This is a genomic window from Novosphingobium huizhouense (genome assembly GCF_020179475.1).
Lineage (GTDB): Bacteria > Pseudomonadota > Alphaproteobacteria > Sphingomonadales > Sphingomonadaceae > Novosphingobium > Novosphingobium huizhouense.
In genome coordinates, this window is record NZ_JAILXZ010000001.1 from 1,616,352 (window position 1) to 1,639,641 (window position 23,290).

The following is a 23,290-nucleotide window of genomic DNA, read 5'->3' on the forward strand; positions in this document are numbered from 1 at the left end:
GACTAACGCTTGATCGCGCCGCGTCACCGTGTTTGTTGCGCCTTGATGGCGAGCCTTCCCGACTTCGACCCCCGTTCCTACGACCCGCGCCTCGTGCGCGCCGCGCACGCGATGAATGCGAACGACCTGCCCGTGGCCGAGCCGCTGCTGCGCAGCCTGCTCAAGGACAATCCGTTCGACGTGCGCGCCATCCGCCTCTTCGCCGAGCTTGCCGGCCGCATCGGGCGCTACCAGGATGCCGAGAACCTGCTGCGCCGCGCGATCGAGCTGGCGCCGCAGTTCACGCCTGCGCGCGCCAACCTCGCGCTCGTGCTCTATCGCACCAACCGCGCGGGCGAGGCGCTCGAGGAACTGGCGCGCGTCTCGGCCGAGGACCCCGACAACATCGGCATCGCCAACCTCCAGGCCGCCGCCTATGGCCGCATCGGCGAATTCGACGAGGCGCTGGCGCTCTATGCGCACGTGCTCGCCGAAATGCCCGAGCAGCCCAAGGTGTGGATGAGCTACGGCCACATGCTCAAGACCGTGGGGCGCCAGGCCGAGGGCATTGCCGCCTATCGCCGCGCGCTGGCGCTGACGCCGACGCTGGGCGAAGTGTGGTGGAGCCTCGCCAACCTCAAGACGGTGCGGTTCTCGGACGAGGACATCGCCGCGATGGAGGCGGCGCTCGGCGACGCGGGCATTTCGCCCGAGGACCGCTGGCACCTCGACTTCGCGCTCGGCAAGGCGTTCGAGGACCGGGGCGAGGCCGCGCGCGCCTTTGCGCACTATGCCGCGGGCAATGCCTTGCGCAAGCGGCGCATGCCCTACAAGGCGGCGGACACGACCGCGCAGGTCGACGCCGCGATCGCCGCGGCCACGCCCGCGCTGCTGGCGGGCGGGCAGGGCGGGGGCTGCGAAGCGCCCGACCCGATCTTCGTGCTCGGCATGCCGCGCGCCGGGTCGACGCTGATCGAGCAGATCCTCGCCAGCCACAGCCAGGTCGAAGGCACCAGCGAACTGGGCGACATCGCGCTGCTCGCGCGCAGCGTCGAGGACTATCCGGCCGGCCTTGCGCGGCTTTCGGGCGCGGAGTTGCGCCGTCTCGGCGCGCGCTATGTCGAGCGCACGCGCATCCAGCGGCACACCGCGCGGCCGCGGTTCGTCGACAAGATGCCGAACAACTGGCTGCACGTGCCCTTCATCCGCCTGATCCTGCCCAACGCCACGATCATCGACGCGCGGCGCCATCCGCTCGCCTGCGGCTTTTCGAACTTCAAGCAGCACTTCGCCAAGGGGCAGGGCTTCACCTACAGCCTCGACGACATGGGGCGCTACTACCGCGACTATGTGCGGCTGATGGCGCATGTCGATGCGGTAGCCCCGGGCGCGGTCCACCGCGTGATCCACGAAGCGCTGCTCGACGATTTCGAGGGCGAGGTGCGCCGGCTGCTCGATGTCTGCGGCCTGCCATTCGAGGAGGCGTGCCTTGCCTTCCACAAGACCGAGCGCGCGGTCCGCACCGCCAGTTCCGAACAGGTCCGCCGCCCGATCAACCGCGACGGCGCCGACAGCTGGAAGCCGTTCGAGCCGTGGCTGGACCCGCTCAAGGCGGCGCTGGGGCCGGTGCTCGCGGCCTATCCGCACGCGCCATGAAACCTCGTTGTAATTTCGCCACGCCTGTGGACGAACAATAATTGCAAAGCGTTGCCGTCTTGCCATCGGATGTGTCCGGGCGCAGGCTCGTTCTTGGACAAAGTCACAACAGGGTGGGCAAGTACGCATGAGGATGTCCCGCAAGGCGCGCATCGCGCAAGGTCTGCTTCTCGCATCGGGCGCGCTGCTCGCCGTCCCCGCCTTCGCGCAGGAGGCGCCGCAGGCCGCACAGGCGGACGGTGCGGCAAGCGCCGAAGGCCCCGACGTGATCATCGTCACCGCGCAGAAGCGCAGCGAGAACCTGCAGAAGGTGCCGATCTCGATCCAGGCGCTGGGCGAAGCCAAGCTGGAACAGCTCAACGTCAGCAACTTCAACAGCTACACCCAGCAACTGCCCTCGGTCGTGGCGCAGTCGGCCGGCACCCCCGGCACCAACGTGATCTACATGCGCGGCGTCGCCTCGGGCGGCGACGGCAACCACTCGGGCTCGCTGCCCTCGGTCGGCGTCTATCTCGACGAACAGCCGGTCACCACGGTCGGCGGCAACCTCGATGTCCACATCTACGACGTCGCCCGCATCGAGAGCCTGTCGGGCCCGCAGGGCACGCTCTATGGCGCCTCGTCGGAAGCCGGCACGCTGCGCATCATCACCAACAAGCCCGACACCAGCGGCTTCTACGGCCGCGTCGATGGCGAGGTGAACACCGTCAACAAGGGCGGCCAGGGCGGCAAGCTCGAAGGCATGATCAACGTGCCGTTCTCGCCTACCGCAGCGCTGCGCGTGATCGGCTACTACCAGCGCGACGCCGGCTTCATCGACAACGTGCCCGGCTGCCGCGCCTTCCTGCCCGAGCCCGACCCGTTCGGCTGCCCGCCCGCCAAGAACGGCGGCATCACCGTCGACAACTCGGCCTTCGTCAAGAAGGACTACAACGACACCGAGATCTACGGCGGCCGCGCCGCGCTCAAGGTCGATCTCGACGACAACTGGACCGTCACGCCCACGGTCATGTACCAGGACACCAAGAGCCACGGCTCCTACGGCACCGACGCCAGCGTCGGCGACCTGGCCGTGCAGCACTTCTTCCCCGAATACCGCGACGACCGCTTCTGGAGCGCGGCGCTGACGATCGAGGGCCGGATCGGCAACTGGGACGTGACCTATGCGGGCTCGTACATGGACCGCAAGACCTTCTCGTCGAGCGACTATACCGACTATGCCGAGGCCTACGACCAGATCTACGCCTCGTCGGGCGGCATCGCCAGCTACCTCTACTTCCAGGACGCGGCGGGCAACACCATCGACCCGCGCCAGAAGGTGATCGGCAGCGACCACTTCAAGAAGATCAGCCAGGAATTGCGCATCGCCTCGCCTTCGGACAAGCCGCTGCGGCTGGTCGCCGGCGCCTTCTTCCAGCGCCAGTCGAACGCGATCCACCAGGACTACCAGGTCGCCGGCCTGGCGCCCGCGCTGTCGGTCAACGGCGTGCCCGGCACGCTCTGGCTGACCCAGCAGGAGCGCGTCGACAAGGACTATGCCGCGTTCGGCGAACTGACCTGGGACATCAGCCGCAAGTTCTCGCTGACCGGCGGCGCGCGCCTGTTCAAGTACGACAACTCGCTGGTCGGCTTCTTCGGCTTCGGTCGCAACCCCGGCCCCGCCGGCGACTTCGAGGGCTCGCCGCCGAACGGCGTCGGCTCGAACCGCACCGGCGTCGCGCAGTGCTTCACCCAGTCGGGCGAGCGGCTCTACGACCGCGACAGCGATACCTACGCCAGCTCGCGCGTGCTGCTGCCGCCGGTGGTGGCGGGCAGCCCGTGCACCAACCTGGGCGAGTTCAGCAACGGCAAGGTCCGCCCGGTCGTGGCCAAGGGCGACGGCGTGACCTGGCGCTTCAACGCGACCTACAAGCCCAGCGACACGCTGATGATGTACGCCACGGTGTCCAAGGGCTTCCGCCCGGGCGGGCAGAACCGCCGCGGCGACAAGGGCGCCTACCAGCCCGACTACCTGATCAACTACGAACTCGGGCTCAAGACCACGCTCGGCGGGGTGCTGAGGCTCAACGCCGCGATCTACCAGCAGGACTGGCAGAGCTTCCAGTTCGCCTTCCTCGGCGAGAACAGCTTCACCGTCATCACCAACGGTCCCGACGCGCGGATCCGCGGCTTCGATGTCGATGCGGGCTTCAACATCGAGCGGCTGAGCGTCAACCTGGCGGCGGCCTACACCGACGCCAAGACGCGCCAAAACCTGTGCGCCAGCTTCGACCCGACGTTCACCTGCGCGACCAGCGCGATCCAGGCGCCCAAGGGCACCCGCCTGCCGATCACGCCGCAGTTCAAGGCGACGACGACCGTGCGCTACACCGTGCCGGTCGACAGCGCCAAGGTCTACGGCCAATTCAACCTCGCCTACCAGTCCAAGGCGACCTCGGACATCCGGGTGAACTTCGCCAAGGCCCAGGGCGACCTGCCCGACTTCGCGACGATGAACCTCGCGCTCGGCGCCGATTGGCCGAACTATTCGCTCGAGCTGTTCATGCAGAACGTGCTCGACGAACGCGGCCAGCTCTCGCGCTTCGTCCAGTGCGGCGCCTGCACGCAGCGGCCGTACTACGTGCCGATCACCCCGCGCACGATCGGCCTGCGCGCCGGCGCGAAGTTCTAGGCACAGCGGAAAGAGGGGCGCTCGGTTACGGCTTGTCGAGCACGTAGCCGAGCGAGCGCACCGTCCGCAAAGGATATCCCGCGCCCACTTCGCGCAGCGCGCGGCGCAGGCGGCTGACCCAGGCGTCGACGGTGCGCTCGTCGATCGGCTGGTCGTTCTTGCCGAGCGCGGCGATCAGCTGGCCGCGGCTGAACACCTTGCCCGGTTGCTCCATCAGGTAGCGCAGCAGGCGCAGCTCGTTGGGCATCAGCGCGATCGGGGTGTCCTTCCAGCGCGCCTGGAGCGCGGCGAGGTCGAGGCTGAGGTTGCCGAGCTGGAGCGTGCGGCCGGGCGTCTCGCGCTCGGGGATCTGGACCGAAAGCACGCGGTCGAGCACTGCGCCGCGATCGACCGGCCCCACGATGTAGTCGTCGGCACCGGCGCGCAGCGCGCGGCGCTTGGCCTCGGCCTCGTCCTCCTCGAGGATCATCGTGACGTGCGCCTGCTCGGTCGCGGGATCGCAGCGCAGGCGGCGGCACAGCTCGAGCCCGGACATCTCGGGCAGCACCCAGTCGACGAAGGCCCAGGGCTGGCCGTCGAGCAGCGGCAGCGGGCTCGCCCAGGTCCAGCGGTGGAACTGCACGCGCAAGTCGCCGTGAACGAACGGATCGTGCCCGCCGGGCAGCGTTTCGGTGAGCAGGATGTCGATCTGGCGCATGGGGTCCCGCGACTTGGAAGCGTGGCCTGTCTGTCGCGATTTTGTGACTTCTGCATGACGACACCCCCTGTCCGCGGGGCCATCCGCAACCGCACGGAGGCGGTGGCAATTCCGGCGGGCGAGGTCCAACCCCTCGGCGTTCACCGTGCCGTTGCGCCCCAGCGGATCGAACGGGAAGCGGCCGTGCGCAAGCGGGCTCTTTTCGCCTTGCCGGAGGGCAGGGGGTTGACGGGGTTTACACAGTCCTGGGCGCAAACTCCGAGCCCCCCCGGCGCTTTGTTCGCGAGCCCTGGCGCAAGGCGCTGATTGCCGGCGATTTCAAGGAGCGAGGGGAAGGCGTCTAGCGCATCTCGCGGCTGTAGGACAGCGCCGCGTCCGCCTTGCATATGCAATATCTAAACTGACGCGCGCGTCAGCTTCATCGCATAGAGCGTTTCGAGCGCCATCACCGACGCTGCCGGCGCGGTGTCGCCCACCGGTTCGAGCGCGAAGCCATGCCGTTCGGCAAAGCGCCGCATCATGCCCAGCGAGGCGCGGTTGTCCTCGGCGATGGTCAGCGTGATCGCGCCGACCCCGAGCCCGTGCGCTTCCCTAAGGAAGGCGTCAAGCAGCCGCTGCGACAGCCCCGTGCCGCGCTCGGCCTCGCGCAGGCCGACCTGCCAGAGCAGCATCGCCTCGCCCTCGACTGCGCGCATGGCGGTGAGCAGCCCGACCAGCGCGCCCTCGCGCTCGGCGACGAGCACTAGCCCGGCATTGACGAGCGCCCAGTAGGTGTAGGGCGTGTGCCGGTCGAGCGTGCCGGCAGCGCGCACGAGATCGAGCAGCGCGGGGACATCGGCGGCGGTGGCGGGGCGGATGGTAGGTTGGGGGAGGGGCATGGCGGGGAAGGGTTCATGTTTTGCGCAGAGGCGCGGAGGGGCGGAGAAGGGGGTGCCTTGGGGCGGCTGCTGGAGTGACTTAGGAATCTGGAAAACTGGCACCGTAATCTGCCACCGCAATCCGAAGAAAAGGCCAGCTACATCGTTGAAAAAAGATCAGGTTGCTCAGGACTAGCTAGAGCCTTGACTGCATCGTCGCCTAAAAATCCATCCCTGATGCCTTTCATTATCACGTATGGTTGCATTGCCGGATTTCGGAACCTATACCGATAGATCCGAGAGGATCCCTGTCTATAAAGTACCCGCCCCCTTTTCTCTTCTGTAAATTCCTTCAAATTATCATTAAAGTAATCAACGGGTGTATCTTTGCCTAATATGGAACTAAGAGGATCAACCACCTGCTTCGGTGTAAAATATCCAACTTCGTCTGATTGCGCTAAAGCACAAGCCATAAGTATCTGGCGATATCGCGCGCGCGCTTGATTGCTGTGCGTGGCGTTTTCATAATCTTGCTTGAGGCTATTTTGGTTGCTGTTTAGAATGGCGTCTATAGCTTTATCTACGTCCTCTTCTAAAACGCGCAGACGCTTTTTTGAAATAGCAGCTATTGCGGACTCTTTTCCAAGTCCGTGGGCAAATGCCGGGAGGCCCTTCGTCAGGTTTATCACCTTCCATTTAGCATTTCCCTCAATTTCCATTCCAAGACGTCTAATTCTACCTTCGACCACGTCACGCATTTCTTCTTTATCCATGCGCGGCATGAGAATTTCTTCTGTACATCGGGTGATTGATTGATGTCCGTCGATGAGGTCTGCGACACTATCGCTAATACCTACCACGACAACCGTTGCCTTCGCGCCCTCGTCGGAAAGAGCTTTGATTGTCTCAGCCATGAGGCGTGATGCGTTCTGATCGCGGATCAGATTAAACTCGTCAATCACTATAATCGGAATGTCGTTCTCGCTGAAAATGGATAGTTCGCGAACAACGTCTGCTGGCTTGACCCCTTCTCTTGGATAGAGGTCCGATACCGAAAATTCCTTGTTGCCTTCACCGATGTCAGCGACGAACTTAATATCTCTGAATATATCCATCCAAATTGACGAAAAAGTATCAGATGAAAATACTGTTTTTCTTATATATCTTATCCGTGATGCTTTTGTCGGAACAATAAGTTTGATGATTTGCGAGAGTGAGGTTTTACCAACTCCAGGTTCTCCATAGATGATTGCATGGCGTCCTCGTTCGCTTATCACGTCGAGCAGTTTGGTTATTTGGGCGTGCCGACCTGCGAACAGGTCGGCGGTCGTCACTGGCGCTGAGGGCGTGAACAGTTCAGCGACCTCCCACCGCTTTGCATGCCAATCTTCATCAGTGAGAGAACTGGGGCGCCGTACCACCATACCACCTCCAATTGGGATTTATCATGGGGTTATTGGCGGTAATCGACCCCGTCAAGGCAATGTGTTCGCTGGACGCAATAGAAGGCAAGGCGAAAGGAGCGACGGCCCAATAACTTGTCCGGTCCCGACTGCTTTACATCCTTCTACATCGCCGCTTGCTCGCAGTCCGCTTCTCTTGCGGCTTTGCGTGAAGGAAACCGCGTTTCGCAGCCGCCTTCTGGTGGCGCGATGGCGAGGTCTTCGCGCGGGAATGCAAAGAAGCCGAGCCCTGTGTCGAGCACGGGGCGACGAGGGTCTTTTAGAGTTTGGGGGAAGGGGGCATGAGGTTGTCGAGCGGTGGCATGAAGGAGAAGGGCGGGCCTTCGACAAGCTCAGGACGGGCGGAGGAGGTGGGGCGGCGACGCGGGGTGGCGCGGTGTCTCTGCGGGCTTTGCGGGCTCTGCGCGAACCTGTCTTTTGGAGCGGGCGCCGGACCCCTACCCCCGGCCCCTCCCCGCCGGGGAGGGGAGAGAGTGGCGCTGCTTGGGGAGGGGGGCGAAACGAAAAAGGCCGACCCAATGGGCCGGCCTCTTCGTCAGGTCTCGGGGGCTAGGATCAGCCTTCGACGTGTTCGGCAAGGACGGTCAGGCCCTTGTCGCCCACTTCGGCGAAACCGCCCTGGACCTTGATTTCTTCGGGGCTTGCGCCGGCCGCGCGGTAGATGCGGATGGTGCCGTCCAGAATCGTCGACATGAACGGCGCGTGGCCTTCGAGCACGCCGAATTCACCGTCGGTGCCGGGCACGACGACCATGTAGACTTCTTCCGAACGGACCTGGCGGGCCGGGGTGACGAGTTCGAAGTGCAGCGACATCTGTGGTCCTCGCAAGCTCTCTCCCCTTCAGGGGAGAGATACGCAGACTTGCCGCTTGAGCGGCTAGTCGGAGTTGAGAGGGGGTTCTGGCGCCTCGCCCCTCTCCCAACCCTCTCCCCTGAAGGGGAGAGGGCCAGTGAGCCTTAGGCCTCGGCGGCCAGCTTCTTGGCCTTTTCGACGGCTTCGTCGATGCCGCCGACCATGTAGAACGCGGCTTCGGGGAGGTGGTCGTATTCGCCGTCGACCACCGCCTTGAACGAGCGCACGGTGTCTTCGACCTGGACGAACTTGCCCGGGATGCCGGTGAACACTTCGGCGACGTGGAACGGCTGGCTGAGGAAGCGCTGGATCTTGCGGGCGCGGGCGACGGTGAGCTTATCTTCTTCCGAAAGCTCGTCCATGCCGAGGATCGCGATGATGTCCTGCAGCGACTTGTACTTCTGCAGCGTCTCCTGGACGCGGCGGGCGGTCTGGTAGTGCTCCTCGCCGACGACGGCGGGCGACAGCACGCGGCTGGTCGAGTCGAGCGGGTCGACCGCGGGGTAGATGCCGAGTTCCGAGATCGCGCGGTTGAGCGTGGTCGTCGCGTCGAGGTGCGCGAACGAGGTGGCCGGCGCCGGGTCGGTGAGGTCGTCCGCGGGGACGTAGATCGCCTGGACCGAGGTGATCGAGCCCTTGGTGGTCGAGGTGATGCGCTCCTGCAGCGCGCCCATGTCGGTGGCGAGGGTCGGCTGGTAGCCCACCGCCGAGGGAATGCGGCCGAGCAGCGCCGACACTTCCGACCCGGCCTGGGTGAAGCGGAAGATGTTGTCGACGAAGAACAGCACGTCCTGGCCTTCCTGGTCGCGGAAGTACTCGGCCATGGTGAGGCCCGAGAGCGCGACGCGGGCGCGGGCGCCCGGGGGCTCGTTCATCTGGCCGAACACGAGCGCGACCTTCGAGCCGTCGGGCGTGGGGTTGCCGTCGGCGTCCTTGGCGATGACGCCGGCGTCGAGGAATTCGTGGTAGAGGTCGTTGCCTTCACGGGTGCGTTCGCCGACGCCCGCGAACACCGACACGCCGCCGTGGCCCTTGGCGATGTTGTTGATCAGCTCCTGGATGAGCACGGTCTTGCCCACGCCCGCGCCGCCGAACAGGCCGATCTTGCCGCCCTTGGCGTAAGGGGCGAGGAGGTCGATGACCTTGATGCCGGTGACGAGAATCGCCGCTTCGGTCGACTGGTCGATGAATTCCGGCGCCTTGGCATGGATCGGGGCGAACTGGTCGGCGCCGACGGGCCCGCGCTCGTCGATCGGATCGCCGACGACGTTCATGATGCGGCCGAGCGTCTTGGGGCCGACCGGCACCGAGATCTGCGAGCCGGTGCTCGAAACCGCCTGGCCGCGGGTGAGGCCGTCGGTCGAGTCCATCGCGATGGTGCGGACGGTGTTCTCGCCGAGGTGCTGCGCGACTTCGAGAACGAGGCGGTTGCCGTTGTTGTCGGTTTCAAGCGCGGTCAGGATCGGCGGAAGCTCGCCATCGAAGGTCACGTCGACGACAGCACCGATGACCTGGCTGATCTTGCCAGTGGTGCTGATGACGGGGGCGGTTGCCATGCGTCAGTTCCTTATCTTTCTTCGCTCGGTCCACACGGGTGGCGTGGCCGATGCAACGGTCCAAAACGGCGAATGAGTCGGGCTGCCCCTAAGCACAACCTGGCGCTTGCGTCCACTCTCGATTGGCGGGCCGCGCACGCAGTCGCGGATAAGCCGTGCATTGGTATGCACGATCTTGCGCCACGCGCGGGGCAGAGCGGCGCAATTGCGTCATTCCTGCGGCACGTTCGAGAGCACGCGGGTCTTGAGCAGGGTGGCGGGATTGCCGCGGTACACGCCGTAGGCCTGCGTCGATTCAAACAGCGCGGCCCGCGCGGCGAGGACCGAACCTTCGCCCATGGTGACGCCGGGGCCGACGAAGGCTTCGGCGGCGACCCAGCACAGCTTCTCGATCGTGACCGGGCGCAGCACGAGCTGAAAGTGGAAGTCGTTGACGCGGTGGGTGCTGGCGCAGACGTGGGCGCGCTGCGAGATCGTTGCATCGTCGCCGATCACGATGCGCCCCTGGTTGTAGAGCCGCGCGCCGGGGCCGACGGTGACGTTGCGCCCGCAGACGAGGTTGCCGGGGTGCCAGATCGCGACCGAGCCATAGATGCGGCACCTGGGCCCCAGCCGCGCCCCGAACGCGCGCAGCACGAGCGCGCGCCAGGCGTGGAGCGGCGGCGGGGTCCAGCGGCAGAGCAGCAGCCAGGCAAGGCCCCAGATGACGCGGAACAGCCGGTTGCGAAGCGAGAAGGAGGGGCCGCCGTCGCGGTTGCCGGTTGCCTCTGCGGAAAGCGGTTCGGTCATGGGCTGTGCCGGGGCTGGGGGGCGCGGGCGACCCTGAAACAAAAAGGCCGGAGCGAGCCCCGGCCTTATTGTTCGATCAGAGCGCTTCGGCGCCGGCGATGATCTCGATCAGTTCGGTCGTGATCGCCGCCTGGCGGCTGCGGTTGTACTGGATGGTGAGCTTGTTGATGAGCTCGCCCGCGTTGCGCGTGGCGTTGTCCATCGCGGTCATCGAGGCGCCCTGTTCGGATGCCTCGCGCTCGAGCAGCGCGCCGAACAGCTGCGTGGTGACGTAGCGCGGCAGCAGCTCCTCGAGGATTTCCTCCTCGCTCGGCTCGTATTCCACCACGGCGCCGCCTTCGGTCTTCGCGACGGGCGCGGGAACCGGGATCAGCTGGGTGGTGACCGGGTCCTGCGACAGCGCGGTGCGGAACTTCGGCGCGACGAGGTGGGCGACATCGAATGCGCCGGCTTCGAACATGGCGATCAGTTCGTGGGCGATCGCGCTGGCTTCGTCGAAGCCGGGCGTGCGCACGAGGCTGGTGTCGAAGTTCTTCGCGATCGCGGTCGGGTAGTCACGCTTGATCGGCGCGCGGCCCTTCTTGCCGACGAGGTAGAAGGTCACGTCCTTGCCCTCGGCTGCGAGGGCGCGGGCGCGGAGCTTGGCTTCCTTGACGATGTTCGAGTTGAGCCCGCCGCACAGCCCCTTGTCGGTGTTGACCACGACAAGGAGGTGGCGCTTGTCCGAGCCCGTCCCGCGCATCAGCAGCGGGCCGTTGTTCTGGCCTGCCACCTTGGCGGCGAGGCTGCCCATCACTTCGGCGAGGCGGCTGGCGTAGGGACGCGCGGCTTCGGCCGCGGCCTGCGCCTTGCGCAGCTTCGCCGCGGCGACCATCTGCTTGGCCTTGGTGATCTTCTGGGTCGACTTGACCGAGTTGATCCGGCCCTTGAGTTCCTTGAGTGAAGCCACTCTATCGGTTCCTCTAAATCGTCACCCCGGACTTGATCCGGGGTCCCGCCTGGTTTTGCCCCGCAAGAGCGGGACCCCGGCGCGGAGGCCGGGGTGACGGGAAAAGGGCGTCAGGCGAACTGCTTGCCGAAGGCGTCGAGCGTTTCGATGACCTTGGCCTTGGCGGCGTCGGTCAGGTCCTTGGCGTTGCGGATTTCCGCGAGCAGCTCGGGCTTGTCGTTGCGCAGGTGGTGCAGCAGCTCGGCTTCGTATTCGGTGACCTGCGACACGGGGATGGCGTCGAGGTAGCCGTTGGTGCCGGCGAAGATCACGATGGTCTGCTCTTCGAAGGCGAGCGGCGAGAACTGCGGCTGCTTGAGCAGCTCGGTCAGGCGCGCGCCGCGGTTGAGCAGCTTCTGCGTCGAGGCGTCGAGGTCCGAGCCGAACTGCGCGAAGGCCGCCATTTCGCGGTACTGCGCGAGCTCGAGCTTGATCGAGCCGGCGACCTTCTTCATCGCCTTGGTCTGGGCCGACGAACCGACGCGCGACACCGAGAGGCCGACGTTGATGGCCGGACGGATGCCCTGGTAGAACAGGCCGGTTTCAAGGAAGATCTGGCCGTCGGTGATCGAGATCACGTTGGTCGGAATGTAGGCCGAAACGTCGCCCGCCTGGGTTTCGATGATCGGCAGCGCGGTGAGCGAGCCGGCACCGTTTTCGTCGTTCATCTTCGCGGCGCGCTCGAGCAGGCGGCTGTGGAGATAGAATACGTCGCCGGGGTAGGCTTCGCGGCCCGGCGGGCGGCGGAGCAGCAGCGACATCTGGCGATAGGCGACGGCCTGCTTGGAAAGGTCGTCGTACACGATCACGGCGTGCATGCCGTTGTCGCGGAAGAATTCGCCCATGGTCGCACCAGTGTAGGGCGCGAGGTACTGCAGCGGCGCGGGCTCCGAAGCGGTAGCGGCGATGACGATGGAGTATTCCATCGCGCCGTTTTCCTCGAGCTGGCGGACGATCTGCGCCACGGTCGAGCGCTTCTGGCCGACGGCGACGTAGATGCAGTAGAGCTTCTTGCTCTCGTCGTCGCCCTTGTTGACGTCCTTCTGGTTGATGAAGGTGTCGATCGCGACGGCCGTCTTGCCGGTCTGGCGGTCGCCGATGATCAGCTCGCGCTGGCCGCGGCCGACGGGAACGAGCGCGTCGATCGCCTTGAGGCCGGTCTGCACGGGTTCGTGCACCGACTTGCGCGGGATGATGCCCGGCGCCTTGACTTCGACGCGCTGGCGGGTGGCGTTCTCGATCGGGCCCTTGCCGTCGATCGGGTTGCCGAGCGCGTCGACGACGCGGCCGAGCAGGCCCTTGCCGACGGGCACGTCGACGATGGTGCCCGTGCGCTTGACGGTATCGCCTTCGCGGATTTCGGCGTCCGAGCCGAAGATCACGACGCCGACGTTGTCGGCTTCGAGGTTGAGGGCCATGCCCTTCACGCCGTTGGCGAATTCGACCATCTCGCCGGCCTGGACCTTGTCGAGGCCGTGGATGCGGGCGATGCCGTCACCGACCGACAGCACCGACCCGACTTCCGAGACCTGCGCCTCGGCGCCGAAGCTGGCGATCTGGTCCTTGATGACCTTTGAGATTTCAGCGGCGCGGATTTCCATGTTCAGTCCTTCCTGAAACTTTATGCGGGCCGTTAGGCCTTCATCGCCTGGGCGAGAGAATTGAGACGGGTGCGGATCGAGCTGTCGATCATCTGGCTGCCGATGCGCACGACCAGGCCGCCGAGGATCTCGGGATCGACCGAAGCCTTGACCTTCACGGCCTTGCCTTCACGCGCGGCGAGCTTTTCGGTGAGCGCGGCGAGCTGCGAATCGTCGAGCGGGTGCGCGGTGGTCACTTCGGCGGTGACTTCGCCGCGCATGGCGGCAGCGATGGTCACGAAGGCGCGCACGACGTCGGGCAGCGCCGAAAGGCGGCGGTTGCCGGCGAGCACGCCGAGGAAGTTCTTCGTCAGCGGCGAAATCGCCAGCAGGTTCGCGACCGCATCGACCGCGCGGGCGGCGGCTTCGCGGCCGACCTGCGGGTTGCGGATCAGCGCGGCGAGATCGTCCGATTCGCGCACCGCGGCGGCGAGCTTTTCCAGGTCCGCCTCGACCGCGGCGACGAAGCCCTGTTCGTTCGCCAGTTCATAGAGCGCCGAAGCGTAGCGCCCTGCCAAGCTGGCCGTAATGCCGCCGGAAATCTCCACGCGCCTGTGTCCCCTTCGTACCGATGAGTCGGGCAGGCACGCATGTCGCGCGAAAACTCACGCAACGGCCCGCAGACGGGGCGCGCCTAGCAACGTCGACCCCGGATGACAAGAGAGCAGATGCCAGGCGGCGGCGAAGCGCGCGCAGACGTATGCGCGCGGGCTGTGCGCCGGGGTTCGTCCTTGCGGCTTGCGGGCTTGCCGTCGGGCAGTGCGGGTTTGCGAGCCTGGGGCGCCACGTGAAGAAAAGGGCAGCCCTTCGACAGGCTCAGGGCAGACGGGGGTGGGGCATTGCCCCGGGCGCGATCAGGGCGTCGGCTGGCAGTTGTAGCGCATGCGTTCGTTGGGTTCGGCGGGCAGCAGCGCGGTGATCGCGCGTTGCGCCGCGCCGAACTGGCGGGCGGCGTCCTCGCCCGCGCCGCAAGCAGGCGCGACGATCTTGCTCCGCGCGGCGCGCGCCTGGGTCATCGCGTCGAGCCCCATCAGGAAGCGTTCGACGGTATAGCCGCGGCTGGCGGGATCGTAGTGGGTGACCGAGATCGTGTCCTCGCCGTTGGGGACGAGCACGCGGCTCCAGCCGTCTTCGGCAAGGCCGTACTGGGTGCGGCCGTTGACGCAGCCGTCGGCGCTCCAGTCGAGCGGCACGTCGGTGATGTCCGAGACGGTGACGCGGCTGCGGCTGGTGTCGATCACGCAGGTCATCGGCCCGGTGCCGGCGGCGCGCGCAGGGAGCGGTTCGGCGCTGGCAGACGCGCTGGCTTCGGGTTCGGCAAGCATGTCCTGCGCCCGCTCGTCGATGCTGGCGAGCGAGGGGCGCAGCAGCCAGGCGACGACGGCGCCGAGCACCAGCGCGCCGGCGAGGCCGCCGAACACCTTCATCGCCCGCGCTTCGCCGCGCTGGCCCTGCAGGAACGCCCAGCCGCCCATGGCGAGCGCGCCGACCAGCAGCAGCACGGCGAGCGCGAGGCCGTTGTCGCGTTCCGCCAGCACGGCAAGCTCGGCATCGCGGCGCGCCTTGTCCTGCGCGCGCTGGCGGGCTTCGAGGCGGCCCTGCTGCTCGGCGGCGGCGCGCGCCTGCTCGCCCATCGCGCGGGTGGCGTCGGCGCGGTCGAGATCGGCGATCGAGGTGCAGGGAAGGCCACTGGTGTGCGGCTCGACCCCGGCCTGGCGGAGGAAGGCGGCGAGTTCGCGCATCGAGATGGCGAAGAAGAACGAGGAATCGGTGCCGTTGTCGCTGACCGTGCCGAAGCTGTTCACGCCGACGACGCGGCCGCACGAATCGAGCAGCGGCCCGCCCGAATTGCCAGAGCCCAGGGGCGCGGTGTGGAGGATCGTGTCGAACTGCTTCGACGAGCGCCCGGCCGAGACATAGCCGCGCGTCTTGACCGCGGCCTGTGGCGTGACGAGGTCGGCCATCGACAGGCCTTGCGCCATGTCGACATTGCCGGGGTAGCCGACCGCGAAGACTTCGGCGCTGTCCTGCACCGCGCCGGGATAGAGCGTGGCGGCGGGCAGCATTCCCTTTCCGTCGATGCGCAGCAGCGCGAGGTCGTTGCGCGGCGATGTGGCGACGAGGCTTGCCTGCACGCCGGCGCGGCCCTGCGGCGGGACGACGCCGACGAGCAGCGAATCGTCCTCCTGCAGCTGCTCGACGACATGCGCGTTGGTGACGACGAGGTTCGGCGCAACGGCAAAGCCGGTGCCGTGGCCGACGATGCTGGCGCGCGTTCCGTCGGTCTCGAGGATCACCACGCGCACCACGCTGCGGCTGGCGGCGGCGATGTCCGCCGGATCGGCGAGCGCCGACGGGGCGAGGAGGACCAGCGCGAGCGCGGCGAGAAGGCGGGCGACCAGCTTCGACATGCGCGGACTTCTTGCCGCCTTTCGCTTTGACCGCAAGCGGCAGGACGCGCCGATGCGTCCGCTGCGGCAAGAACAGCGGGCGGCCGGTCGCGGTCGCGGCCGACGAGGCCCCCCTGAAGGAGACCATGCCATGACCTATCGCATCGAGGGACTCGATCCCGCTGCCTTCGCCCCGCTGTTCGGACTCTCCGACGACGCGCTCGCGGCGCAAGGCGCGCGGCGGGTGGTCGCGGCGGCGGACCGGGGCTTTCCCTGCCGCGTGACGCTCGAGGACGCGCGGGCGGGCGAGGCGCTGCTGCTGCTCCACCATGTCAGCCACGACGTCGCCACGCCCTATCGCAGCGCCTATGCGATCTACGTGCGCGAAGGGGCGGACGCGCGGGCGGCGCCGCATGTCGACCGCCTGCCGCCGGTCTTCGCCGGGCGCCCGATCGGTCTGCGCGGGTTCGACGAGGCGGGCATGCTGCGCGCGGCGCGGCTGATGCTGCCGGACCAGGGCGACGGGCCGGTGCGCGACCTGTTCGCCGATCCGGCGATCGCCTATATCGATGCGCACAACGCCGCGCACGGGTGCTTCGTCGCCCGGATCGCGCGCGAGGGAGACGCTGCGTGAGCGCCACGACCGCGATTGCCGACGACGAAGCGTGGAGCGCCGTGCTGGCGCGCGACCGGGCGTTCGACGGGCGCTTCGTCACCGGCGTGCTGTCCACCGGGATCTATTGCCGGCCGAGCTGCGCGGCGCGGCATCCGCGGCGCGCGAACGTGCGCTTCTTCGCGGATGGCGCGGGCGCGCGGGCGGCGGGGCTGAGGCCCTGCCTGCGCTGCTCGCCCGACGACGTGGCGCGCGATGAACGCGCGGTGCTGGCGGCGATAGCGGCCATCCGCAGCGCTGGCCAGCCGCTGGCGCTCGCCGATCTCGCCGCGCAGGCGGGCTATTCGCCGACGCATTTCCAACGGGTCTTCGCCCGCCACACCGGCCTCTCGCCCGCCGCCTATGCCCGCGCGCTGCGCGCCGAGCGCGCGGCCGAGGCGCTGAGCGGCGAGGACAGCGTGACGCAAGCGATCTACGAGGCGGGATTTTCGGGGCCGTCGCGGTTCTACGCCGCAAACGAGGGGAGACTGGGCATGGCGCCATCGGCGTGGGTCAACGGCGGGGCGGGGGTGACGATCCGCTGGGCGGTCGTCGATACCTCGCTGGGGGCGATGCTGGTGGCCGCGACCGACAAGGGGGTGTGCCGTCTCTCCTTCGCCGAAGGGCCCGAGGCGCTCGCCCGGCGCTTCCCCAGGGCCGAGCTGGTCGAAGGCGGCGAGGACTTCGCCGCGCTGCTGGCGCAAGTGGTGGCGGCGGTCGAGGCGCCGGGGAGTGCCGCGCACATCCCACTCGATGTGCGCGGCACCGCGTTCCAGGAGGCGGTGTGGCGCGAGCTGCAGCGCATCCCGCCGGGCGAGACGCGCAGCTATGCCCAGATCGCGGCCGCAGTGGGCAAGCCCGGCGCGGTGCGCGCGGCGGGCAGCGCCAACGGGGCCAACAACGTCGCCGTGCTGATCCCCTGTCACCGCGTGGTGCGATCGGACGGTAGCCTTGGCGGCTATGCCTATGGCCTTGCGATAAAGCAGGCGCTGCTCGATAAGGAGGGCGGACGCGACGTAGGGGGGTAACCATGGCCACTTCTGCGCGCGATCTTGCGCCTGGTACGTTTTCACGCATCCTTGCCCATCCGCTGACCTTGCTGATCCTTGGCGAGGCGCTGGTCGGCTTTCCGGCGATCGTTCTCGCCAGCTTCGGTCCCAACCAGATCCGGGCGATCAACCCGGCGCTGGTGTTCCCGTTCACCGTCGCGGCGGTAATGGCGACGTTTCTGGCGTACCGCGCGTTCAAGCGATGGATCGAACGCAAGCCCGATGGCGAACTGCCGCTCGGCATGGGTTCGCTGAAAGAGGTGACGGGTGGCTTCGCGCTCGGCGTTGCGCTGTTCAGCCTGCTTGTCGGCGCGGTGGCGCTGATGGGCGGGCTGAAGGTTACCGGCATGGGGCACGGCACGATCTTCTTCCCCATTGCGGCGATGTCGCTTGCGGCGGGGGTCAACGAGGAAGTGATGTTCCGCGCCATCGGCTTCCGCTTCGTGGAAAAGCTGGGCGGCAGCATCGTCGGCCTGTTCGCCGCCTCGCAGTTCTTCGGCGTGGCGCACCTTGCCAATCCCGGCGCGTCGCTGTTCGCGGCGGTGGCGATCGCGGTCGAGGCGGGCATCCTGCTCGGCGCGGCCTACATGGTCACGCGGAGGCTGTGGCTGGCGGTGGGGCTCCACGCCGGCTGGAACTTCACCCAAGGGTTCATCTGGTCGATCCCGGTTTCGGGCAATCCGGCGGGCGACGGCCTGTTCCTGACCGAACGCAACGGCCCCGACTGGCTGACCGGCGGCGCCTTCGGGCTCGAGGCGTCGGCGGTGACGCTGGTGATCGCGACGATCGCCGGCCTCATCATGCTGCGCATCGCGATCAGGCGCGGACACTGGGTGCCGTTCGGCTGGCTTCCCCCGACGGACGAGGCGAAAAGCGCTTAACGCACGGGCCGGTTTCGGGCAGGCTGCGCGCGAACGACAATCGGGGAGAGAAACGATGGCCTTTACACTGGAACCGGGCTGGCCGCAGAGCTTGCGCGAGGCTTTTGCACATATCGGGACGGTGACCAGCCCGAGCGTCGACGACATCAAGATCATGGCGCTGGTCGAGGCCGCGAGCGAGACGCTCTACCAGCTTTCGGCCAAGGGCACCGAACATCCCGGGGTGATCCAGATCCTGCACAGCAACGGTGCTGAGGAAATGGTCCACGCCCGCCGCGCCGCGCAAGTGGTCGGCCTGCTCGGCGGCGGCGCGTTCGAGCCGCCGGCGGCTGAGGACAATCCCTACCTCGCCGCCGACAACCTGCCGGTCACCCCCATCACGCCCGAAGGCCTGCGCAAACAGGCGCAGGGCGAATTCGGCGGGCAGGCGCTCTACGAAAGCTGGGCCGCGCGCATCGACAACCCCCAAGCCGCCGCGCTGCTGCGCCAGAACGGGGCGGAGGAAGTGGACCACGGCAACAGGTTGCTGGCGGCGGCGGAACTGCTGGAGGGGTAGGGGAGCGCTGGTGCGTCAGCGCGTGGACACACGCAGAAGCTGCTTGCCCATACCCCCTCCCGTCACCCCGGGCTTGACCCGGGGTCCCGCTTTTCTGGCGAGGTTGCAGGAAGGAAGCGGGATCCCGGGTCAAGCCCGGGATGACGGCGTGTTGTTCGGAGGACGCCGTCTGGTTTTGGTGGGAAGCGGTCGCTGGCTCAGCGTGTATGCCGAACCGCCCATTGAACTTTCAAAATGTGGATCGCTCAGATAGGCAATCAAGGGGATCCACATCAGAGGCGACGAAACGTGAGCTGGACGAAGAAAATGCTCGTCGTTTTCGGCCTCTTTGCGGTCTGGATTTGCGGTCTCATCATCGTGGGTGGGTGGGGTTATCCTAGCCAATACTTCTGGATTTCCGGAACTTTAACCGCTGTCGGATTCGCAGTCGCCCCATTCTGGCGACTTCGCGGCTCAGTTTGGTTCTGGCCGACCACTGTGCTGCTCGAGGTGGCCAATCTAGTCCTGCTTTATGTCGAACGTAATTACGTCGCGAACCCGGATCTGCCTTCCAAAGGTGCTGTGAAGGGCTTGTTCGTCCTCGACTGTTTGGGGAGTTGGGCGGTCATGGTTGGGGTATGCTGGTTGGTCAGTCGGCGGTTCCCGTGGCAACTTGCGGAAGAATAGCACCTCCAATCAACCATCTGTATCCCAGCCGCACAACCCGTGCCATCCGACGTCCGCCATGTCGTCGTGTGCGGAACAGCGCCTTTTGTGCGGCGACGCCGGATAGCTGGCCTCTCCCAGCCGCCATGAAACGTCCGCAAGTCGGCGTTTCCGAACAGTCACCCCCCCCCCACTACCCCCGCGCCCAGCCCGGTTCCGCCGGTTCCAGCGTCGCCAGAAACGCCTCGGCGCTCTCCATGTATTCGCGCTGCTTGTCGGCGGTCATGCGGCGCCAGGTGGCGTAGGGCTGGAACAGGCGGGGGTTGCGGGCGAGCTTGCTCTCGTTGCGGGCGAGGAAGTGCCAGTAGAGCGCGTTGAAGGGGCAGGCGTCCGGGCCGGTCTTGACCTTCACCTTGTAGGCGCAGGTGCCGCAATAGTCGCTCATCCGGTCGATGTAGGCGCCGCTCGCGGCATAGGGTTTGGAGGCCAGGCGTCCGCCGTCGGCGTGGAGCGCCATGCCGGCGACGTTGGGCAGTTCGACCCATTCGTAGGCATCGGCATAGACGGTGAGGAACCAGTCGGCCACCTCTTGCGGCTTGAGCCCCGCCAGCAGCGCGAAGTTGCCCAGCACCATCAGCCGCTGGATGTGATGGGCATAGGCATTGTCGCGCGTGGTGCGCACCGCTTCCGACAGGCAGCGCATCTTCGTTTCGCCCGTCCGCCAGAAGTCGGGCAGCGGGCGCGTGGCGTCGAGGAAGTTGGCCTCGGCCATGGCGGGCATGTCGAGCCAGTACATGCCGCGCACGTATTCGCGCCAGCCGATGATCTGGCGAATGAAGCCCTCGACCGCCTCGATGGGCGCGCGCCCTTCACGGTATTCGGCCTCGGCGGCCCGGCACACGGCGAGCGGGTCGAGCAGGCCCAGGTTGATCGCGGGCGAAAGCAGGGCGTGGAACACGAAGTCCTGCCCCGCCACCATCGCATCCTGCCAGCGGCCGAAGTGGGGCAGGCGCCTTTTCAGGAAGTGGGCAAGGAGTGTCTCGGCGTCTGACCGCGTGACCGGCCAGTTGAACGCATCCAGAGTGCCGAAGTGGCGGGTGAAGCGGCTTTCCACCATGGCGTTCACCTCGCGCGTCACGGCATCGGGGGCGAAGCGCGGCGGGGCGGGGAAGCTCGCGCCCTTTTCGGGCCCTGAGCGGTTTTCGGCGTCGAAGTTCCAGCGGCCGTCGACCGGCTTGTCACCCTCCATCAGCAGGCCGGTCTTGCGGCGCATGTCGCGGTAGAAATACTCCATGCGCAGTTCGCGGCGCGCGGCGGCCCATTCGTAGAAATCAGGCAGCGGGCAGACGAAGCGCGTGTCGGCCAGGATGCGCAGGCGGACGGGCAAGTCCTCGCGCCATTGCTCCATCGCCTGCCGCAGGCGGTATTCGCCCGGCTCGGTCACCTGCACGCCGCGGGCATGGTTCCGGACAATCGCGCGCGCGACTTCGCCGGTGAGGCTGCCCGAATTGCCTTCATCGTCCAGCCGCACGTAATCGACGCTCCAGCCCGCTTGCCGCAGCTCGGCCGCGAAATGGCGCATGGCCGAGAGCACCAGCGCGATCTTGGCCTTGTGATGGCGCACGTAGGTCGTCTCGTCGGCGACTTCGGCCATCAGCACGATCGTGTCGTCGGGCGTCCGGTCGGCGAGCGAGGAGATGGCGGGCGACAGCTGGTCGCCGAGGATCAGGACGAGGACGGGCTTCTTCACTAGACGAAGCTATAGGGATCGACGTCCACCGCCACCCTGACCCCGGGGGCAAAGCGCAAGGGATCGAGCCATTCGCGGATCACGCGTTGCAGCTCGGTCGAGCGGCGGGCGTTGATGAGCAGGCGATAGCGGTAGCGGCCGCGCAGCAGCGAGAGCGGCGCGGGCGCGGGGCCGAGCACCAGCACATCGGGCAGGCGCGGCGCGGTGCCGCCGATGGCGCGGGCGGCGTCGCGGGCCTCGGCTTCGTCCTCGCTGGAGACGATGATCGCGGCCCAGCGCCCGAACGGGGGGGCGTTGGCCTCGCGCCGGGCTTCGGTCTCGGCGGCGTAGAAGGCGTCGCGATCGCCGCTCGCCAGCGCCTCGATCACCGGAGCATCGGGGTGGCGGGTCTGGATCAGCACTTCGCCCGGCTTCTCGCCGCGCCCGGCGCGCCCTGCGACCTGCGCGACCTGCTGGTAGGTGCGCTCGGCCGCGCGCAGGTCGCCGCCCTCCAGCCCCATGTCGGCATCGACCACGCCGACGAGGGTCAGGTCGGGGAAGTGGAAGCCCTTGGTGACGAGCTGGGTGCCGACGATCACGTCGATCGCCTTCGCCTCTGCCTGCGCGACGAATTCGGCGGCCTTGGCCGGGCTGGTCAGCGTGTCGGAGGTAACGAGCGCGACGCGGGCGTCGGGGAGAATGTGGGCGACTTCGTCGGCGATGCGCTCGACGCCGGGGCCGCAGGCGACGAGGCAGTCCTTCTCGCCGCATTCGGGGCAGGCGTCGGGCGGCGGGATCTCGTGCCCGCAATGGTGGCAGGCGAGGCGGCGCGACAGGCGGTGCTCGACCAGCCAGGCCGAGCAGTTGGGGCACTGGAAGCGGTGGCCGCACGTGCGGCACAGCGTGAGCGGCGCATAGCCGCGCCGGTTGAGGAACAGCAGGCTCTGCTCGCCGCGCAGGAGCCGGTCCTTGAGCGCTTCGACCAGCACCGGGGCGAGCCACTGGCCGCGGGGCGGCTGCTGTTCGCGCAGATCGACCACGCGGATGTCTGGCAGCGTCGCGCCGCCGAAGCGGCTCGGCAGGACGAGCCGTTCGTAGCGCCCGGCTTCGGCCATCTGCAGGCTTTCCAGCGCAGGCGTGGCGCTGGCCAGCACCACCGGCACGCTTTCGAACGCGCTGCGCATCACCGCGACGTCGCGCGCGTTGTAGCGTACGCCGTCGTCCTGCTTGAAGCTGATCTCGTGCGCTTCATCGACCACGATCAGGCCCAGCCGGGCGAACGGCAGGAACAGCGCCGAGCGCGCGCCGACCACGACGCGGGCCTGGCCGAAGGCCACCTGTCGCCAGGCGCGGCGGCGCTCGGACGATTTGAGCGAGGAGTGCCAGGTGACCGGCGGCACGCCGAAGCGCGCCTCGAACCGCTTGAGGAAGCTTTCGGTGAGCGCGATTTCGGGCAGCAGGACGAGGACCTGACGCCCAGCTGCGATGGCGGCGGCGATGGCTTCGCTGTAGGTTTCGGTCTTGCCCGAGCCGGTCACGCCGTCGAGCAGGAAGGGGCGGAAGTGGTGCGCCTCGACCGCGGCGACCATTTTCGCCGCTGCTTCGGCCTGCTCGGCCGAAAGGTCGGGCTCGGCATGGCGCGGATCGGGCGCGGGGTAGGGGCGGTCGCTGTCGACCAGCACGGGCTCGAGGATGCCGGCATTGACCATGCCGCGCAGCACCGCGTCGGACACGCCGGCGATCTCGGCCAGCTCGCGGATCGTGCCCTGCTGGCCGTTGAGCAGGTCGAGCGCCTGCGCGCGCTGCGGGGTGAGGCGCGCCGGTTCGTGGCCGGTGAGCCGGTATTCGGTGACGGTGCCGCCGCCGCGCAGCGCGGCACTGCTCGACAGCGCCATGCGCGCGACCGAAGCGAGGCCGGCGACGTAGTAATCGGCGCACCATTCGATCAGCCGGCGCAACGGGGCGGCGATCGGCGGCACCGGCAGGACCTGCAGCAGCGGGCGCAGCTTGGCCTCCGGAACCTCGGTCGCGGGGAGCCGTTCGCTCTCCCACACCACGCCGACGATCTGGCGCGGACCCAGCGGCGCGACAACGACGCTGCCCGGCTCGACCGCCATGCCTTCGGGCACGCGGTAGTCGAGGGCCCCAAGCGCGGCGTTGAAGACGAGGCAGCGGACGCGGTTCATCGTGGGGATCGCATATGGCGGGCATGGCTGTCGGGCGAAAGGGCACCGCGGCAA

The 23,290-nt window shown here is 67.4% G+C and carries 19 protein-coding genes; 7 read left to right on the plus strand and 12 right to left on the minus strand.

Annotation, left to right across the window (positions count from 1 at the left end; all coding sequences use genetic code 11):
- The first annotated feature begins 45 nt into the window (after positions 1 to 45).
- Together K3A85_RS08035 and K3A85_RS08040 are read left to right on the plus strand one after the other, a co-directional pair.
- Positions 46 to 1,635: a tetratricopeptide repeat-containing sulfotransferase family protein gene (locus K3A85_RS08035; RefSeq protein ID WP_225205932.1), complete on the plus strand. Its 1,590-nt coding sequence runs from the start codon at positions 46 to 48 to the stop codon at positions 1,633 to 1,635.
- A 127-nt stretch (positions 1,636 to 1,762) separates the two neighbouring features.
- Complete coding sequence (locus tag K3A85_RS08040) at positions 1,763 to 4,306, plus strand: TonB-dependent receptor (protein ID WP_225205933.1); 2,544 nt, start codon at positions 1,763 to 1,765, stop codon at positions 4,304 to 4,306.
- A 25-nt stretch (positions 4,307 to 4,331) separates the two neighbouring features.
- Here K3A85_RS08040 and K3A85_RS08045 read toward each other — a convergent pair whose 3' ends face one another.
- The 10 genes from K3A85_RS08045 to K3A85_RS08090 all read right to left on the minus strand — a co-directional run bounded on the left by K3A85_RS08045 (position 4,332) and on the right by K3A85_RS08090 (position 15,559).
- Positions 4,332 to 5,003 carry a response regulator transcription factor gene (locus K3A85_RS08045; protein WP_225205934.1) on the minus strand — a complete coding sequence of 224 codons (672 nt, stop codon included), beginning with the start codon at positions 5,001 to 5,003 and terminating at the stop codon, positions 4,332 to 4,334.
- Between the two features lie 395 nt (positions 5,004 to 5,398).
- Positions 5,399 to 5,881, minus strand: a complete 483-nt coding sequence (locus tag K3A85_RS08050; protein ID WP_225205935.1) for a GNAT family N-acetyltransferase — start codon at positions 5,879 to 5,881, stop codon at positions 5,399 to 5,401.
- A gap of 137 nt (positions 5,882 to 6,018) precedes the next feature.
- On the minus strand, positions 6,019 to 7,194 hold the full coding sequence (locus tag K3A85_RS08055) for an nSTAND1 domain-containing NTPase (protein WP_225205936.1): 1,176 nt from the start codon (positions 7,192 to 7,194) through the stop codon (positions 6,019 to 6,021).
- Between the two features lie 684 nt (positions 7,195 to 7,878).
- Positions 7,879 to 8,136, minus strand: a complete 258-nt coding sequence (locus tag K3A85_RS08060) for an ATP synthase F1 subunit epsilon (protein ID WP_225205937.1) — start codon at positions 8,134 to 8,136, stop codon at positions 7,879 to 7,881.
- Between the two features lie 143 nt (positions 8,137 to 8,279).
- Positions 8,280 to 9,731 (minus strand): F0F1 ATP synthase subunit beta, encoded by a 1,452-nt coding sequence (gene atpD / locus K3A85_RS08065; RefSeq protein ID WP_225205938.1) that lies wholly within the window; start codon positions 9,729 to 9,731, stop codon positions 8,280 to 8,282.
- Positions 9,732 to 9,941: 210 nt separating this feature from the next.
- On the minus strand, positions 9,942 to 10,520 hold the full coding sequence (locus tag K3A85_RS08070; protein WP_225205939.1) for an LbetaH domain-containing protein: 579 nt from the start codon (positions 10,518 to 10,520) through the stop codon (positions 9,942 to 9,944).
- Positions 10,521 to 10,596: 76 nt separating this feature from the next.
- On the minus strand, positions 10,597 to 11,469 hold the full coding sequence (locus tag K3A85_RS08075; RefSeq protein WP_225205940.1) for a F0F1 ATP synthase subunit gamma: 873 nt from the start codon (positions 11,467 to 11,469) through the stop codon (positions 10,597 to 10,599).
- 110 nt (positions 11,470 to 11,579) lie between these two features.
- Positions 11,580 to 13,109: a F0F1 ATP synthase subunit alpha gene (atpA, locus tag K3A85_RS08080; RefSeq protein WP_225205941.1), complete on the minus strand. Its 1,530-nt coding sequence runs from the start codon at positions 13,107 to 13,109 to the stop codon at positions 11,580 to 11,582.
- Between the two features lie 32 nt (positions 13,110 to 13,141).
- Positions 13,142 to 13,696, minus strand: coding sequence for a F0F1 ATP synthase subunit delta (locus K3A85_RS08085; RefSeq protein WP_225205942.1), 555 nt, complete (start codon positions 13,694 to 13,696; stop codon positions 13,142 to 13,144).
- Positions 13,697 to 14,002: 306 nt separating this feature from the next.
- Positions 14,003 to 15,559, minus strand: a complete 1,557-nt coding sequence (locus K3A85_RS08090; RefSeq protein ID WP_225205943.1) for a S1C family serine protease — start codon at positions 15,557 to 15,559, stop codon at positions 14,003 to 14,005.
- A gap of 130 nt (positions 15,560 to 15,689) precedes the next feature.
- Between K3A85_RS08090 and K3A85_RS08095 the strand changes: the two genes are divergently transcribed.
- From K3A85_RS08095 to K3A85_RS08115, 5 genes are all read left to right on the plus strand, one after another.
- Complete coding sequence (locus tag K3A85_RS08095) at positions 15,690 to 16,172, plus strand: DUF1203 domain-containing protein (protein WP_225205944.1); 483 nt, start codon at positions 15,690 to 15,692, stop codon at positions 16,170 to 16,172.
- Positions 16,169 to 17,218 carry a bifunctional DNA-binding transcriptional regulator/O6-methylguanine-DNA methyltransferase Ada gene (ada, locus tag K3A85_RS08100; protein WP_225205945.1) on the plus strand — a complete coding sequence of 350 codons (1,050 nt, stop codon included), beginning with the start codon at positions 16,169 to 16,171 and terminating at the stop codon, positions 17,216 to 17,218. The genes K3A85_RS08095 and ada overlap by 4 nt, the downstream gene beginning before the upstream one ends.
- A gap of 2 nt (positions 17,219 to 17,220) precedes the next feature.
- A complete protein-coding gene (locus tag K3A85_RS08105; RefSeq protein WP_225205946.1) occupies positions 17,221 to 18,120 on the plus strand; it encodes a CPBP family intramembrane glutamic endopeptidase in 900 nt (299 codons plus the stop codon).
- A gap of 55 nt (positions 18,121 to 18,175) precedes the next feature.
- Positions 18,176 to 18,676, plus strand: a complete 501-nt coding sequence (locus tag K3A85_RS08110; protein ID WP_225205947.1) for a ferritin-like domain-containing protein — start codon at positions 18,176 to 18,178, stop codon at positions 18,674 to 18,676.
- A gap of 288 nt (positions 18,677 to 18,964) precedes the next feature.
- Entirely contained in the window at positions 18,965 to 19,342 is a 378-nt protein-coding gene (locus tag K3A85_RS08115; protein WP_225205948.1) for a hypothetical protein, read from the plus strand.
- A 172-nt stretch (positions 19,343 to 19,514) separates the two neighbouring features.
- Here K3A85_RS08115 and K3A85_RS08120 read toward each other — a convergent pair whose 3' ends face one another.
- Positions 19,515 to 21,071 carry a cryptochrome/photolyase family protein gene (locus K3A85_RS08120; RefSeq protein ID WP_225205949.1) on the minus strand — a complete coding sequence of 519 codons (1,557 nt, stop codon included), beginning with the start codon at positions 21,069 to 21,071 and terminating at the stop codon, positions 19,515 to 19,517.
- Positions 21,071 to 23,236: a primosomal protein N' gene (locus tag K3A85_RS08125; protein ID WP_225205950.1), complete on the minus strand. Its 2,166-nt coding sequence runs from the start codon at positions 23,234 to 23,236 to the stop codon at positions 21,071 to 21,073. The genes K3A85_RS08120 and K3A85_RS08125 overlap by 1 nt, the downstream gene beginning before the upstream one ends.
- Positions 23,237 to 23,290: the final 54 nt, after the last annotated feature.